Origin of the sequence: Haladaptatus salinisoli (genome assembly GCF_020614375.1) — an archaeon.
In the GTDB taxonomy this organism is placed as follows: Archaea; Halobacteriota; Halobacteria; order Halobacteriales; family Haladaptataceae; genus Haladaptatus; species Haladaptatus salinisoli.
This window is the reverse complement of the sequence record NZ_CP085327.1, coordinates 1,231,993-1,246,703: the sequence shown is the minus strand read 5'-3', so window position 1 is coordinate 1,246,703 and position 14,711 is coordinate 1,231,993. Positions and strand designations below refer to the sequence as shown.

General features: G+C 66.2%; 17 protein-coding genes. 7 read left to right on the top strand and 10 right to left on the bottom strand.

Annotated elements, in window-relative coordinates; all coding sequences use genetic code 11:
- The first annotated feature begins 19 nt into the window (after window positions 1–19).
- Complete coding sequence (locus LIX00_RS06825) at window positions 20–337, top strand: HalOD1 output domain-containing protein (protein ID WP_227355451.1); 318 nt, start codon at window positions 20–22, stop codon at window positions 335–337.
- Between the two features lie 43 nt (window positions 338–380).
- Here LIX00_RS06825 and LIX00_RS06820 read toward each other — a convergent pair whose 3' ends face one another.
- Window positions 381–1,817 carry a geranylgeranyl reductase family protein gene (locus LIX00_RS06820; protein WP_438267070.1) on the bottom strand — a complete coding sequence of 479 codons (1,437 nt, stop codon included), beginning with the start codon at window positions 1,815–1,817 and terminating at the stop codon, window positions 381–383.
- Between the two features lie 55 nt (window positions 1,818–1,872).
- Here LIX00_RS06820 and LIX00_RS06815 point away from each other — a divergent pair, with 55 nt between their 5' ends.
- Complete coding sequence (locus tag LIX00_RS06815) at window positions 1,873–2,208, top strand: 2Fe-2S iron-sulfur cluster-binding protein (RefSeq protein WP_227355449.1); 336 nt, start codon at window positions 1,873–1,875, stop codon at window positions 2,206–2,208.
- On the opposite strand, the gene LIX00_RS06810 is transcribed toward LIX00_RS06815, so the two are convergent.
- On the bottom strand, window positions 2,205–3,014 hold the full coding sequence (locus LIX00_RS06810) for an AAC(3) family N-acetyltransferase (RefSeq protein ID WP_227355448.1): 810 nt from the start codon (window positions 3,012–3,014) through the stop codon (window positions 2,205–2,207). The genes LIX00_RS06815 and LIX00_RS06810 overlap by 4 nt on opposite strands.
- On the bottom strand, window positions 3,011–3,595 hold the full coding sequence (locus tag LIX00_RS06805) for a flavin reductase family protein (RefSeq protein ID WP_227355447.1): 585 nt from the start codon (window positions 3,593–3,595) through the stop codon (window positions 3,011–3,013). Before LIX00_RS06805 ends, LIX00_RS06810 begins: the two co-directional genes overlap by 4 nt.
- Before the next feature lie 191 nt (window positions 3,596–3,786).
- On the opposite strand from LIX00_RS06805, the gene LIX00_RS06800 reads away from it, so the two are divergent.
- The gene (locus LIX00_RS06800) at window positions 3,787–4,557 is read left to right on the top strand and encodes a YihY/virulence factor BrkB family protein (RefSeq protein WP_227355446.1); all 771 of its coding nucleotides are present in this window, start codon (window positions 3,787–3,789) and stop codon (window positions 4,555–4,557) included.
- A 39-nt stretch (window positions 4,558–4,596) separates the two neighbouring features.
- Window positions 4,597–4,809, top strand: a complete 213-nt coding sequence (locus tag LIX00_RS06795) for a hypothetical protein (RefSeq protein WP_227355445.1) — start codon at window positions 4,597–4,599, stop codon at window positions 4,807–4,809.
- On the opposite strand, the gene LIX00_RS06790 is transcribed toward LIX00_RS06795, so the two are convergent.
- Window positions 4,806–6,026, bottom strand: coding sequence for an MBL fold metallo-hydrolase (locus tag LIX00_RS06790; RefSeq protein WP_227355444.1), 1,221 nt, complete (start codon window positions 6,024–6,026; stop codon window positions 4,806–4,808). The genes LIX00_RS06795 and LIX00_RS06790 overlap by 4 nt on opposite strands.
- An 80-nt stretch (window positions 6,027–6,106) precedes the next feature.
- Here LIX00_RS06790 and LIX00_RS06785 point away from each other — a divergent pair, with 80 nt between their 5' ends.
- Together LIX00_RS06785 and LIX00_RS06780 are read left to right on the top strand one after the other, a co-directional pair.
- Complete coding sequence (locus tag LIX00_RS06785) at window positions 6,107–6,718, top strand: ferritin family protein (protein WP_227355443.1); 612 nt, start codon at window positions 6,107–6,109, stop codon at window positions 6,716–6,718.
- Between the two features lie 68 nt (window positions 6,719–6,786).
- Window positions 6,787–7,146, top strand: coding sequence for a hypothetical protein (locus tag LIX00_RS06780; RefSeq protein WP_227355442.1), 360 nt, complete (start codon window positions 6,787–6,789; stop codon window positions 7,144–7,146).
- Window positions 7,147–7,295: 149 nt separating this feature from the next.
- Here LIX00_RS06780 and LIX00_RS06775 read toward each other — a convergent pair whose 3' ends face one another.
- The 5 genes from LIX00_RS06775 to LIX00_RS06760 form a co-directional block, all read right to left on the bottom strand.
- Window positions 7,296–7,568 carry a hypothetical protein gene (locus LIX00_RS06775; protein ID WP_227355441.1) on the bottom strand — a complete coding sequence of 91 codons (273 nt, stop codon included), beginning with the start codon at window positions 7,566–7,568 and terminating at the stop codon, window positions 7,296–7,298.
- 56 nt (window positions 7,569–7,624) lie between these two features.
- Window positions 7,625–9,199 carry a PQQ-like beta-propeller repeat protein gene (locus LIX00_RS06770; protein ID WP_227355440.1) on the bottom strand — a complete coding sequence of 525 codons (1,575 nt, stop codon included), beginning with the start codon at window positions 9,197–9,199 and terminating at the stop codon, window positions 7,625–7,627.
- 243 nt (window positions 9,200–9,442) lie between these two features.
- Window positions 9,443–10,681 (bottom strand): mandelate racemase/muconate lactonizing enzyme family protein, encoded by a 1,239-nt coding sequence (locus LIX00_RS06765; protein ID WP_227355439.1) that lies wholly within the window; start codon window positions 10,679–10,681, stop codon window positions 9,443–9,445.
- Between the two features lie 79 nt (window positions 10,682–10,760).
- A complete protein-coding gene (locus LIX00_RS25945) occupies window positions 10,761–10,886 on the bottom strand; it encodes a hypothetical protein (protein WP_255679354.1) in 126 nt (41 codons plus the stop codon).
- Window positions 10,887–11,092: 206 nt separating this feature from the next.
- Window positions 11,093–12,556: a DsbA family protein gene (locus LIX00_RS06760; protein ID WP_227355438.1), complete on the bottom strand. Its 1,464-nt coding sequence runs from the start codon at window positions 12,554–12,556 to the stop codon at window positions 11,093–11,095.
- Window positions 12,557–12,794: 238 nt separating this feature from the next.
- On the opposite strand from LIX00_RS06760, the gene LIX00_RS06755 reads away from it, so the two are divergent.
- Window positions 12,795–13,898, top strand: a complete 1,104-nt coding sequence (locus LIX00_RS06755; RefSeq protein WP_227355437.1) for a cellulase family glycosylhydrolase — start codon at window positions 12,795–12,797, stop codon at window positions 13,896–13,898.
- Here LIX00_RS06755 and LIX00_RS06750 read toward each other — a convergent pair.
- Window positions 13,882–14,694: a NosD domain-containing protein gene (locus LIX00_RS06750; protein ID WP_227355436.1), complete on the bottom strand. Its 813-nt coding sequence runs from the start codon at window positions 14,692–14,694 to the stop codon at window positions 13,882–13,884. The two genes, LIX00_RS06755 and LIX00_RS06750, sit on opposite strands and share 17 nt — an antisense overlap.
- Window positions 14,695–14,711 lie beyond the last annotated feature (17 nt).

Genomic DNA, 14,711 nt, shown 5'->3' with positions numbered 1-14,711 from the left:
CTTAACAGGTTTGATACTTATGAACGGGAACATCAACGACAGCGATACCAGTGATGTCGTCGCGAGCAGCGGTCAGCAGAACCAGTACGTCTCTTACGCGGACGAAGAACCCCTCAGTACGGCCGTGGTCATGGCGCTCGCCGAGGTGGCGGGAGACGACCCGGCGGAGGTCGGGATGCCGCTCTACGACGCCATCGACCCCGACGCGTTGGACAACCTCTTCGGCGACAAACACGACGGTTCGCCCCGGATGGGAGGCGAAGTCGTGTTCACCATCCTCGACTACGAGGTGACCGTCCACAGCTACGGCGAGGTCGTCGTCAGAGAGCGTACCTGAGCGGTAATCGGCGGAAGACTCGATATCGACGTCGCCTCGACGTTCAGTACTTCGGCGCGGCGCCGGTCGTCGCGTACACTTCGTCCATCAGGTCGTCCCGAACCTCCTGCCACGCCGGCAACCCTCGCGGGTCGGTCGGATAGTGATCGTAGTGGTCGATTATCTCGTCGGCCACCTTCTTCGTCTTGTAGAGGTCGTAGATGAGCCGCCAGTGGTCGCGGGCGTCGATGGCGGTCTGGAGTTTGAGCCGCCAGCCGATGTTCGCGCTTCCCGAGTAGAGCGCCTCCGAGAGCTTCTCGGTCGGGAGCGCACCGAGCATCCCCATCAGGTCGTCCACGTCCACGGCGGTCGTGAAGATGTTGTAGACGTCCAACCCGGCGTAGCGCGAGCCGAAGTGGTCCATGACGCGCCGGTTGTACCGCCAGAGCGCGTGCTCGCTCACGTCGCCCGCCTCCAACGCTTCGATGACTTGCTCGCCCGCGTACTTGCCCGCGTAGGCCGCGCCCGCGATGCCGCCGCCCGTCGTCGGGTTGACGTGCCCCGCGGCGTCGCCCACCGCCATGTATCCGGGCGCGACGGCGGAGTCGTAGGGTCGTCGGGTCGGCAGGGCCGCGCCGAGTTTGTCTTCGACGGTCGCGCCGTGGAACTCGGGACGGTTTCGCAGGTCTCGTTTCAGGTCCTCGACCAGCGTCATCGGCTCCTCGTTCATCTGGAAACCGAGGCCCGCGTTTATCTCCGTGCTCGTCCGCGGGAAGTACCAGAGGTAGCCCGCCGCGCGGGAGGTCGGCTTGAAGACGAGCGCGTCGTCCCACTCGACGGGTTCTTCGACGTGGACGACTTCGCGGTAGGCCGAACAGAACTGCGAGTAGGTGACGTTCGTGTCGAACGTCGAGTCCGAGAAGTCCGCCTTATCCTGGAGAATCGAGAGGGACCCGGCGGCGTCGATCAGGAGTTCGGACTCGTACTCCTCCACCTCGCCGTCGCGTTTCGCCCGAACGCCCGCGACGCGGCCGTCGTCGTCCTGCGTCACGTCCTGAACGACGGTGTCGTAGTGGAACTCGGCCCCGGCCTCCTTCGCGCCGTCGATGATGCGTCGTCCGTACTCCCAGCGGTCGATGACCGCGAGTTCGCCCGGGACGGGTATTTCGAGGACGGTGTCCTCCTGCGGGATCTCGAACCGGCCGTGGTCGACGTCGGTGTTCGTGAACGCGGGCTGAATCTTCTCCTTCGGGATGGCCTCGGGGAAGGCGTCCGCCCCCTTCAGCGCGTCTCCGCAGGCGATGTGTCCCGCCTCTTCCTCGTTCTTCCGCTCGACGACGACCACGTCGTACCCCTCGCGGGCGATGGTCGCCGCGGCGTAACATCCTGCGGTTCCCGCGCCGACGACGACCGTGTCGTACTGTTTCGTCATGCGTTTCGATACGAGAGGGAAGCGAGAAAACTCTTTATCCCCTATTGTGTCCCATGAAAAACGACTCAGAACGCCCGAGGGCGTGCATAAAGAGTTTTGTCCGGGTCTTTCGTAGCCACGGAACATGACAGAATACACCGTCGAATTCGTCGGGACCGGCGAGACCATCAAGGTCTCCGACAAACAGACAATCCTCGGGCGATGCATCGAGGAGGGAATCGCCCAGGAGTACTCCTGTCGCGTCGGCATGTGCCTCGCCTGCTCGGCCGAAATCGTCGAGGGCGAGGTCACCCAACCCGCCGCCCGCGGTCTGACCGAGGCGGAGGCCGAGGAGTACGCGCTCACCTGCATGGCTCGCCCGCAGAGCGACCTGAAACTCGACCGAGGCAAGTACCCGCCGAGCATCGAGACCGACGTCGAAGCGATGGACGCGGACGCCGCGGCGGCGGACGACGACTAGCGGGTTCGACCGAACCACTCGCCGGCGAAGTCCACCAGTTCTCGCTGATTCACGACGGCCGAATCGGCGCGCCCGACGCGCCCGCGAGCGACCGCCTCGGGTCGTTCGCGTTCGAACGCCTCGCCCGCCGCTCCGAAATCGCTATCGTCGTAGTCTATCGCTTCGAGCGTCACCCACTCGCGCGCGCCGTCCACGAGCACCGGCGCGCCGCCGGTGACGACCTCCGTCTCGTACCGGCCGCGGTGTTCCGCGAGGTGGAGCGACGTGTTGCTGTCGTGGCCCGCGCCCAGCAGGAGCACGCTCCCGCCGAGGTCGTACAGTCGCGCGAGCGGCGACGACTCGCCGAGGCCGAAATCGTACTCGTGGTCGGCGACGATCCGCTCCGCGTCCGCGCCCCGCGCCGCGAAGGAGTAGTGCGGGTGCCGACTCCGAGCGACGCCGGGGTAGCTTCGGAAGCACTCCGGAATCGCGCCCATCCCCCGCGTCGGCGTCACCTCGGGGCGGTACGGCGGCATCGTCGCCCGGATTTCGTCCAGCCAGTCGTCGGGTACGGGCGGATTCTCCCAGTCCGCCGGGTCGGAGTACCCCGTGTGGGTCGGCATCACCACGGTCCCGTCGTCGGTGACGACGTTCAGGAGGGCGTCCACGACCGCCGGCGCGCCGCCGCACACCCACCCGAGCGACGAGAGCGACGAGTGGACGAGCACGGCGTCGCCCGCCGCGAGGCCGAGGGCGCGGAGGCCGGCTTCGATTCGGTCGGCGGTGACGGGTTCGTCGGACTCCTCGATGGCCTCGCCTTCGCTCACGGCGGTCGCTCCATCGAGAACCGGTCGGTCGTCCGGACGTAGCCGCTACCGGAGAGGCGTCCCACGGCGTCTATCTTCCCCACGTCGAGCTTTCCGCCGGTCGTCACCTCGTCCGCGACGTGCACCCATTCGACCTCGCCGAGCACCATCGTCGACGCGCCGACGGAGATCATCTCGTACAGCGAACACTCGAACGCGACCGGCGAGTCGGCGACCCGCGGCGCGTCCACCGCGGTCGATTCCGCGCGGTCGAGTCCGGCGCGGTCGAACTCGCTCTCACCGCTGGGGAGCGTCGCGCTCGTCTCGTTCATCGCCTCCGCCAGCGGTTCGGTGACGACGTTGACGACGAACTCCCCCGTCTCCCGAATATTGGCGGGGGTGTCTTTCAGCCCGTTCTCGCCGTCGACCGGCGCGAACATCACGACCGGCGGCGCGACGCTCACCACGTTGAAGAAGCTGTACGGCGCGAGGTTGTCCACCCCGTCGGGACTCCGGGTGCTCACCCACGCGATGGGGCGGGGGACGACCGCCCCCGCCAGCGTCCGGTAGAGCGACGGCACCTCCGTCGGATCGAGTTCCATACCGGTGCGTTTCCACGAACCGGCAAACAAGTTCCGGGTGCGGTCGGTTCCGCCGGAGTCGCGCTTGCTCGTCGACTCGTCCGACTCGCCCGATCCAGCCCACGGTTCGTCCTTACGTTCGCGCAACCATCGCTACACATCGACGCCGGGACGGCCGAACGAAACATTACGGCGGGCAGTGACTACTTCCCATGAGCGTCACCGCGACGGCGCGCTCGGTGGTCGACGTCGTCCAGAAGCGAAACGTCACGTTTCTCGCGGCGAGTTTCGCGTACTACGCCTTCGTCTCGCTGTTCCCGCTCGTCCTGCTCGCGATAGCCATCGGGACGCTCGTGGGCGGACAGGCGTTCGCCAACGCGCTCGTCACCCAAGCGGGACGATTCCTCTCCCAAGAGGGCCAGACGCTCCTCGAGCGGACGTTGCAGAACACCTCCGGCACCGGCGCGTCGGTCGTGGGCGTCGTCGTCCTGTTGTGGAGCAGCCTGAAGCTGTTCCGCGGTCTCGTCATCGCGTTCGAGGAGGTGTACGAAACGTCCCCGGACGTGGGCATCGTCGAACAGGTGAAGAAGGGGCTCGCGACCCTCGTCGCGGTGGTTTTCGGCGTCGCGCTGATGGTCGCCATCGGTGCCGTCCTCGGGACGCCGCTCCTCGCGTGGATTCCTTTCCTCGACGTCGCCGCCAGTTTCGTCCTCCTGTTGGGACTCGTCTTCGTCTTCCTCCCGCTGTACTACGTGCTTCCCCCCATCGACGTGACGCTCCGCGAGGCGCTTCCCGGAACGCTCTTCGCCGCGGTCGGTTGGTTGGTTCTCCAGTTCGGCTTCCAGTTGTTCATGAGCAGTTCGAGCAAGTACGGTCTCGGCGGCATCGTCGGGACGATAATCGTCTTCCTCACGTGGCTCTACTTCGCCGGAATCCTCCTGCTGGTCGGTGCCGTGATAAACGTCGTGGTCGCCGGCCGGTGAGCCACCACACCAAAGTACGGGACGGCCGTATCGCCGACCATGGCCGAGGACGACCACGACCGAGCGAGCGAGATGGCAGCGGAGCACGAACGCGAGGTCGAAGAGGAACTCGAACGGGTTGACGAGGAGATGGACTCGGCGGAGCTTCAGCAGTCCGACGCGGAGGGCATCCCGGACGAGGACGAGGACGGCGACGAGGACCGCGCCGACGGGCGGCACGTCGACGTCGAAGAGGACACCGACCGCGCCTAAACCGCGCAGTTGTTCGGTCCGAGTTCCAGTTCGAACGCCGTCTCTTCTTCGACCTCCCGCCGTCCGAGGTTCACCGCCACGATCTCCTCGTAGTTGGCGGGCCGGGGCGGGAGGTCGCCCGCGACGCGCTCCACGAACCGCTCGCGGTCGAGTTCGAGCAGGGGAACCGACTCGCGCACGGTCGCCAATCGCGCGGTGAACGTGCCGTCGTCGGCCCGCGGCGTCCTGACGTGGACGTGTCCCGGCGCGACGATCGTCGTCTCCGGAAGCGCGAGCAATCGCTCGTGGAGCGTCCCGTAGAGGTCGCCCGCGAGTTCGGACGCGCCCGCGGAACCGGTCGCCGGGTCGGCGCTCGCGGGTTCGCCGCTCGACGACTCCTGCGGAGCCCCGTCTCCCTCGTCCGCTCGTTCCGAGGCGCGCCGCGCCTCGCGTTCGAGGTCGGGTCGCCCCACCCCGTCCAAGAACAGCGTGTCGGCGCTGAACAGCGTGTTCCCGAGTCGGTACACCGTCATCTCGCTGGTGTGACCGGGCGCGTGCACGGCGGTCAGCGCGGTCTCTCCGACCCGAAGTTCGTCGCCGTCTTCGACCGGTTTCGCGTCGAACGCGAGTCCGCGCTCTCGCGCCCCGCTCGGCAGCACCGGTTCCGCCTCGCTCGCCTCGGCGACCTCGCGGATTCCGCTGACGTGGTCGGCGTGGACGTGCGTATCGACGGCGTAGCGGAGTTCCGCGCCGCGCTCCCGAGCGTCCTCGACGTAGCGGTCGGCGAACGCCCGCAGCGGGTCGACGACGGCGGCTTCGTCGCCGGAGACGACGAGGTACGACAGACAGCCGCTGGAGGGGCGTTCGTACTGAACCACCGTCTCGTCGCTCCCCTCGATTTCGCGGGCGACGTACACCCGCGCCCAACCGTTCATCCCGCCCTCCAGGTTCACCGCGTCGACCCCGGCGTCGCGGAGTAGGTCGGCGACGCGGTCGCTCGCTTCTCCGCGGGGACACACCGCGACGACCGGTTCTTCCAGGTCGAGCGACTCGGCGAGTTGGGGCACGCCGTCGCGCACCTTCGCGCTCAGGAACTCCGCGTACGGCGTCTGCACCGTCTCCGGCGCGTCGATGCGCCACGTCTCGAACTCGTCGCGGTTGCGAACGTCGAGCAGCGTGAGCGGTTCGCCGCGCCGGAGTCGGTCGTACAGTTCCGCGGGGGAGAGGGCGTCGGCCATACGTCGAATACGCGACTCGAAGGCAAAAGCTGTCGCCCCCGTCGCTAAAACGTTTTGTCTCGCCTCGCCGTCCGGTCGGTATGAACGCGGACGACTTCGCCGACTCGGTGCGGAACGCGAAAGCGACCGAACTCGACCGCCTCGGTTCCCAGCAACTGCTCGTCGCGCTCACGGGAGCCGACCTCGAACCCGAGGTGGTGCTCACCGCGGCGGCGCGAAGCGAACGCACCGCCGCCGAGACGTTCTCCGCGTGGGCGGAGGCAACCCCAGAGCCGTTCGAGCGACTGGCCGAACGGGAGCGGGACCACCACGAGCGCGTCGTCGCCGAACTGGACGCGTTCGAACCGTCCGACCCCGACCCGATGCACGCCTTCCTCCGCGAACTGGACGACGACGTATCGCGGGCGGGCGGTCTCGTCGGGCGCTCGCTCGTCGCCGACAGAACGCTGCTGCAGGTCGTGAACTTCTTCGTCAATCGGGGGGACGAACGCCGGGCGAACCTGTTCCGCGACCTGCGCGAGGACACGCGGGAGAACGTCTCCGACGGCGTTTCGATGCTCGCCGACCGGTGCGAGAGCGAGGCGGACTGGGAGCGAGCGCACGACGTGGCCGAGGAAACCGTCCGAATCGCCTACGACGACTACGCCGGTACGCTGACCGGGATGGGGCTCGACCCGAAGCCCATCTGCTGACGCCGAAAGGGGGCGCCGAAGCCGTGCGTGTCTATAAAATTTCATAAACTGCGTATTCGCGGTCGATGTTGAACGTTCGAACCGATACGACCCGAAACAGAATCTACATCACCCGCTCCGGGGAGATTTCCGAAGACGAAGCGACGCGAGCGTCGAGCAAAGTGATTTCCGGACTCGAAAAGCTCGACCCCGAGTTCGCCGTCGTCAACGATGTGACCGAGTACGAACCGGTGTCCCAGGAGACAAAAGCGGAGATAGCGAAGGTGAAACGCGTTATCGACGACAGCCGGGTCGGCACCGTCGTTCGCGTCGCGCCCGAGTCGACCATCGCCAACGCGCAGATGGACCGGGCGGGCGAAGTCGAATACGACGTGGAAGTTGCGGACGGCGTCGAGGAGCGCCTCCGCCTCCTCGACGCGAGGGAGTAGCCGGTTCACCGCTCCCGTCGTACGCTCTCCCGTCGTGCATCCGGTTTTCCTCTCGTCTCCCGCGAGTCTGTACGTTAGATCCGATCGCGGCTTCGCGGGGTTGACGAGGACTCGGCAGACCGAGAACGGGGGACGGATCGAGCTTTCGCTTACAGGTACTTCCGGACGCTCCAGTAGAGGCCGGAAAGCGCGTTTCGCACGCTCGCAACCGGCGTAAAACCGGCGTCCGGATTCTCCGCGCGTTCGAACTCCGCGTCGAGGGCGGACGGCGCGATACGACGTATCTCTCCGGTGTTGACGCGTCGGCCGTTGCCGTCGGTGACTCGCAACAGCGTCACCTCGTCGGTCGCTCCCACGACGCGGTACACGCAAGGTTCACTCGCGTGATCGATCGGCCGGTAGTGGTCGCCGACGTCGATCATGACGTTCGAGAGGTCGGTCGCGAGTATGAATCTACGCCCTCCGACGGGAGCGGAAATCAGTCGTTTTTCCCGAGGCGACCGCGGAGGTACGCACTGACGCCCGCGAGTCCGCCGACCGCCGCGAGGATGCCGAACCCTGGCTGCCCGTCCGTGGCGGTCGCGGCGGTCGTGGTCGTTCCCACGTTGCCCGCCGAACCGGACGTGGTCATTTCGCTCGTTCCCGATAGTTGCGCCGTAGCGGTCGTCGATCCTGTCGTGGTTTCGGTCGCCTCCGCGCTCGTCTTCGTTCCGCTCGTCGTCCTTGCGGTCGTCTTCGTCGTCTCCGTAGTCGTCTCTTCGGTGGTCGTGTCGCTCGTCTCAGTCGTTTCTTCGACCTGTCCGTCGGCCGAGCGGAGGACGTGGAAGTCGCCGTGCTCGGTGTACGTCCAATCGAGGGTCGAGCCCATCGGGTAGGTCGCGGTAAACACCCTCCCGTCCGCGACGACGGGCGTGTTGGCGGCGGGGCCGTACTCGTCGAACTCCCAGCCACCGAAGGCGTATCGCCACTCGCGTTCGCCGGACGCCGCATTTACGGCGACGACGACCGCATCGCCGGCATCGGACTCGGGGTTCGTCCGGCCGCCGGCGTAGAGGGTGTCACCGCCGACCGTCAGGCCACCGGCGAGTTCCGCGTCCGCCTCGTACGTCCACGCCTCCTCGCCGGTTTCGGCGTCGAGCGCCCGTATCGTGTTTTCGTAGCGAAGGAAGACGCGTCCGCCGGCGACCGCGAGTCTGTCGCCCCGCCAATAGTCCTCGGTTTCGAGCGAGTACGACCACCGAACCGTTCCGTCCGCAGCGGACCGCGCCCGGACGACGTTCGGCGCGTCGCTCCCGTTGACGGTGCCGTACACCAACCCCTCCGCGACCGTCCGTAGTTCGTCGTCGTCTCCGGACACGTCCCAGAGAAGCGATCCGTCGTCGGCGCTCAGCGCGACGCCGTCGCCGTAGAAGAGCGCTCCATCGGCAAAGCACGCGTCACCGCCGGTATCGGCGGTCTTCCAGACGACGTCGCCGGTTTCGGGGTCGAGTTCGCAGGCGTCTCCCGACACCGTACAGTACAACCGACCGGCCGCGACCAGTGGGCTGCCCACCCCGAACGACGCATCTCTGTGCCACTTCGTCTCGCCGGTCGCGCCATCGAGCGCGAAGAAGCCGGTTGCGTCGGCGTCCTCGGAACCGTACGTGTCGAAGTAAACGGTTCCACCGTCGACGGTGGGCGTCCCCGGGCGGGAAACGTCGTCCCGTTTCCACAGCTCGTCGCCCGTCGCCGGGTCGTAGGCGGCGACGTACCCCTCGCTGGTCGAGGGGGTGTGCGAAGTCGCCACGGCCAGAAACAGCGTTCCGTCGCCGACGACCGGTTCGACGGTGTACATCCCGCCGCCCATATCGAACGACCAATCGGTGGTCACGTTCGGCCCCGGACCGCTATCGGCGGTCGCCCCGGTTCGTCCCGCGTTTCCGCGAACGGTCGGCCACGAACCGCTTGACTCGTCGGCACCCGTCGCGCTGTGTGCGAACTCCGCGCCGAGCGTGGCTGTCGCGCCGAGGACTCCGACGGCTTTGAGGAACTCCCGCCGATGTGTCCGGCTCATGGCAGATTTGGAGGAATCGCCACCGAATAAGTTTTGCGCCCAATCTTTCTTAAAATTTCTTTCGGGACCTAACCGTCTACCAATGTATCCGCCGATTGACGGCGAGGGATGAAAACGCGCCTCTCACCGAACGACCGGCGTTCGTAGTCGTTTTCGCAGCCTGTCGGAGTTCGGCAATTTACCGCCTGAATACCCGTACTCGGGCTTTCTATTGTCAGTGCCGAGTCGGTTCCTCGACGAGGCTCACTCCTCGTCGAACAACTCCTCGCCCGCGACCATGTGCTCAGAGACGACGTCCATATCGAGCGTGACGCCGAGCCCCGGCCTCTCGGGAACCTCGATGTAGCCGTCCTCGATGACGGTCTCCTCCACGAGGTCCTCCCACCAGCCGAGCTGGTAGGAGTGGTACTCGACCGCCAGCGAGTTCGGGATGGCGGTGCCGACGTGGGCGCTCCCCATCGTCGCGACTGGCGAGGAGACGTTGTGCATCGCGACCGGAATGTAGTAGGTGTCCGCGAGGTCGGCTATCTTTCGCGTCTCGCGCATCCCGCCGACCTTGGGCATGTCGGGCGCGATGATGTCCACGGCCTGCTGTTCGATGAGTCTGCGCTGGCCGTGCTTGCGGTAGACGTTCTCGCCCGCCGCGATGGGCGTCGAGGTGTTCATCGTCACCTCGCGCTGAACGTCGTGGTTCTCCGGCGGAACCGGGTCTTCAAGCCACCAGATGTCGTACTCCTCGAGTCGGTCCGCCAGTCGCCTCGCGCTGCCGGCCGAGAACGTCCAGTGGCAGTCGAACGCCACGTCGGCGCGGTCGCCGACGCGCTCGGTCACCGCCTCCACGATGCTCGCTTTGTGCTCTATCTCCGGATTCCGGAGGTGGCGGTTCGCGCGGTCCTTCTCGTGGCCCGAGGGAACGTCGAGGTCGAACTTCAGGGCGTCGTAGCCCAGTTCGGAGACCACGCGCTCGGCCTCGTCGGCGCAGGCTTGCGGGTCCGCCTCCTCCGCGGTGTGGCAGTCGCAGTACACCCGGACCTCGTCGCGGTACTTCCCCCCGAGCAGTTGGTATGCGGGCACGTCGAGCACCTTCCCCGCGAGGTCGTGGAGGGCGACGTCGATGCCCGAGATGGCCGTCACGGTGACGCCCTGGATGGAACCTTCGCCCGACATCTTCTGGACGAGGTGCTCGAACAGGCGGTCGATGTCCAGCGGATTTTCGCCGACGAGGAAGGGTTTCATCCGAGCGATGAGTTCGGGCACGCCCGCGCCCCAGTAGGCTTCGCCCGTGCCGACCACGCCGGCGTCGGTGTAGACCCGCACGAGCGTCCACGGGAAGTTACCCTCGACCATCGTCGTCTGCACGTCGGTTATCTCGATGTCGCGCGCACCGCTTCGATCGGCCGTGAGGTCCATCGACTCGGTCGAGAGGTCGCGCATCGTGTACTCCGCGTTGGGGTCGTGCAACGTCGCGTAGTCGCGTACCATGCGTCCGGGTACTTGGCCCGTAGTAAAAGTTCGTCTGGTATCGACTGCTCTTACTGGAGCGCGCTCGTCGAGTCTCCCCCTACTGGAGAACGTCCACCGGGTTCTCCGCGCTGATCCACGCGTGGACGGAGTCTTCAGCCCGGAGTTCGTACCGACCTCGGCGGTAGTAGCCGACGACCCTGAATTCGGTCTGCTGGTCAGGCATCTCGATTACCCCTTCGGTATCCGTCGTCCTTACTATTGACCAGTTAACTCGTCGCACGGTCGGATAGGGGAACCGTTCCCGTCCGTTCGCCGACGGGTTTCCGATCACGCGCTCTCGGGGAATCACCGCTTCTGACGGCGATTAAGCGGTGTCTAAAGCGTCTCGGTCCGGACGAAACGTCCGCGGATCGGCCGTCGGAGCGGCGGCTACGCCCCGTCGAACACGAGGTAGCCGACGGACTCGCCGCGGTGGGTGACCTCGTCGTCGTCGCTCCGTTCCTCCTCGATGCGCACTTCGACGCCCGACGAGGAGAGGTTGCGGTAGCGAACCGCCGACGTGTTCCAGCCCTTGTACGTCTGGACGTCGGCGACGAACCGCGGGTTCGAGTACGACCCGTCGAAGGAGATTCGGTGCCATCCGTGGGTGACCGACTCCGGCGTCCGGCCCGCTTCGAAGGCCGCACCGCCGAGCGTCCCGCGTCCTTCCTCGACCGCGAGGTAGCCGACCGATTCGGTCGTGTGCGCGCCGTAACTCTCCTGCTCTTGGAGCCGAACGCTCATCCCGCTCGTCGAGACGTTGCGGTGGCGCGTCACGACCGCGTGGGAACCGCGGTAGGACTGCGGCTGACTGAAGACGACCGGCGTCGCGGAGAAGTTCGCGCCGAATTCGAGGGAACGGAAGGTGTGGTCGGTCGTCACTCGCCCCGCTTCGGCGCTCACGCCGTCGAGCGAGTGCGTCCCCGATTCGAGCACCGCATATCCGAACGTCTCCTGCGTGTGCCAGCCGTCCTTGTAGTCCCACTCTTCGAGCGCCGCGTCGAAGCGGTCGCTTCCGACGTTTCGAAGTCGGACGTGAGTCGGGTGGTTACCGTTGTAGGACAACGACGTGGCGATGGCGGTCGGCGAGTCGTACGACCCCGAGAGGCCGACGCGCGACCAGTCGTCCCCGCCCTGACCGACGGTCGCGGAACCGGACTCGCCGACGGGGGCGCTGCTCGTACCGGCCCCCGGCAGGCGGTTCTCGATCCAGTTCAGGATATCCTGCGTGTCGTGGTGCGGAGGCGTCGTCTCCCCGTTCAGTTCGAACGTCGGCGTGAACTCGACGCCGTGGTCGCCGGCGGCGTAGCGCGTCTGGTAGACGGGGTCTTCGTAGCGCCCGTCTTTCGCCCGCGAGATGGCGGTGTCGCGTTCTTCGAGGTCGGACTGTCGCATGCGGGCGCGCATATCGTCGTAGGTTACGTCGCCGGACACCCGATTCTCGAACATGTCGCGGAAGAACGCCCAGTACTCGTTCGGCTCGGCGTTCCACGCGCCCATCGCGCACTCCGAGATGCGCGGGTCGCTGCTGGAGATGTAGTAGTACGAGGAGCCGTGCGAGGACTCACCCGGGGGTTCGTAGGCCAACGCCCGGTAGCGGATGTCGAGGCGTCCGGGTTCGACGAACTCCCGAATCACGTCTTCCAAGTTGTTGAGGACGAAATCCTTGGTGTACGGGCACTTGAAGTTCCCGTACAGCGTCGCGGTCGGGTTGCTTCCCTCGCCCATCGTCGCGTAGGTGTACTGGCCGGGATCGTCGGGTACCGGCGCACCGGAGACGGGGTCGCTCGTCGTGCGGTTCGCGCTCGCAGCGCCTGCAAAGCCGAAAAAGGCCGCACCGCCGGAGAGTTGCATGAACTGTCGTCGTGTCGTCTTTCGCGTCACGTTTCCTGCCAGAAGAGTGTTTAATATAAAACGGGTGAATCGTTTAGTGTTACTAGACGCGGCCTAATGCGTTGCATACCGTTGCGAACTGTTGATTTCACCGTTCTCACACGACGAGTGAAATCAACTATAAACTTATGTGATGTTTTATCATTTTGTCGGCGAACGTACCATCACTTTGAGGTTGGTCGGCGTCGTCGGGTCTCGTATGAGTCGTCGGTGTACGAGACGAGGATTTCTCGCGGCTGGTATCGCGTCCGCCGTTCCGCTCGCCGGGTGTACGACGCTCGCCGCCGATCCGCCGGTGGACGTTCGCGGCGCGATGTACATTCCGGCCCGCGCGTTCAACTTCTTCCAGATGTGGCACACCTACGAACCGGGCGTCACGGAGCGCGACATGGGCTTCGCCTCCCGACTGAACCTGAACGCCCTCCGAACGTGGCTCAGTTACGAGGCGTGGCTAGAAGACCCCGAAGGGTTGCGGAAGTCCATCGACCACTTCCTCTCGACGGCGGACTCGCACGGGATTCGCGTCCTGTTGGGCATCTTCGAGGGCGTCGGGCGGAAGCCGACGCCGAGGAACCTCCACAACACCGATCCGTGGACGGCCACCGGCGTCTACTCGCCGAGCGAGGAGGTGATGAAAAACCCCGACCGGTGGGACGAGCCGCGGCGGTTCTCGCGGTGGGTGATGGAGCACTACGGCGACGACGAGCGACTGCTCGCCGTCGAGGTGATGAACGAACCGGGGTGGGTACCGTGGAAGAAGCGGTTCGCACGCGAGATGTTCGGCGTCATCCGCGAGCACCGTGGGAGCGTTCCGCTGACTGTCGGCTCGACGAGTTTGGCGAACGCCGCCGATTACTTCGACTGGGGAATCGACGTGGTGCAGTTCCACTACAACTTCCCGAACACGCCGGACATCTACCGCAATCTGCTCCGGCAGGCGACCGACCTCCAGCGGAGCGTCAGCATGCCCGTCTGGTTGACGGAGTGGCAGCGCGTCGCCAGCTTCGGCTGGGGAAATGGGGATATCTCGCGGGAGCAGGCGACCCCGAACTACGCCTCGCTCGCCCCGGTCATCCGGGAGTCCGGCGTCGGGAACTTCTTCTGGTCGCTCATGCTCCAACCCGCGTACTCGCTCACGCAGCGCCGACGCGGCGTCATCAACGGGGTCTTCCACGAGGACGGCGCGGTCTGGAGCGCGGACGACGCCAGCGGCATCAAGTCGATGTCGGGCGACGCGGACTTCGACGGAACCGAGCGTCAGCGGTGGCCGGCGTGGGCGAAGTCGGTCAAACGACGCTCCTGAGCCCGGCGTAGGCCAGCACGTCGCCGTGGTCGAGGCCCCCGTCGCCGTCGAAATCGAGCGCGTTCCGCTGTTCCGTCGGCACTTCGCCGATACCGACCGCGTCCGTCACCACGACGACCGGGAACGCCACCGCGTCCCAGACTCCCGTCTCGCCGTTCCCTGTCAGGTCCTCGTAGCGCCCGTCGCGGTCGGGGTCGAGCGGCGGGCCGAGCGTGAGGCGGACGCCGAACACGTCGACGACAGTGAGCGGCGCGTGAACGTCGACGCCGTGATTCCGGTGGATGACGTTGTTCCGGAGTTCGTCGTCCCACGGGTCGGCGAGCGCGACCCCGTGAAGGTCGCCGGTGACGGTGTTACCGACCAGCCGCGCGTTCGAGTTCTCGACGTCGATGCCGATGGCGTTGTTCGTGGCTTTCACGCCCCGAATCGTCACGTCCGAGGCGTTTCTGACCGCGACGCCGCGGTTCCAGTCTTTCACGCGGACGTTCCGAACCGTCACGTCCGAGGCGTTCTCGACGAGTATACCGCTCGTGTCGCTGACGCCGAACCCGTCGAGCGTGTGCCCGCGTCCGTCGAGCACGACGTCGTCCGCCCGGATGACGACGCAGCCGGTCGAGATGCGGGTCTTTCCGTTGTGGACGTCGCTTCCGAGGACGTAGTGGCCGGATTTCGATATCGTCGTACAGGAGTCGACGGCGGAAGTGGGCGCACCGGATTGCGGGCCGACGGCGGCGGTGACGCCGCCGAGGACGCAGACGAGAGCGAGTCCGACCGCGAGAACGGCAGAAGGCTTCATGCTTCCATCCACACCGT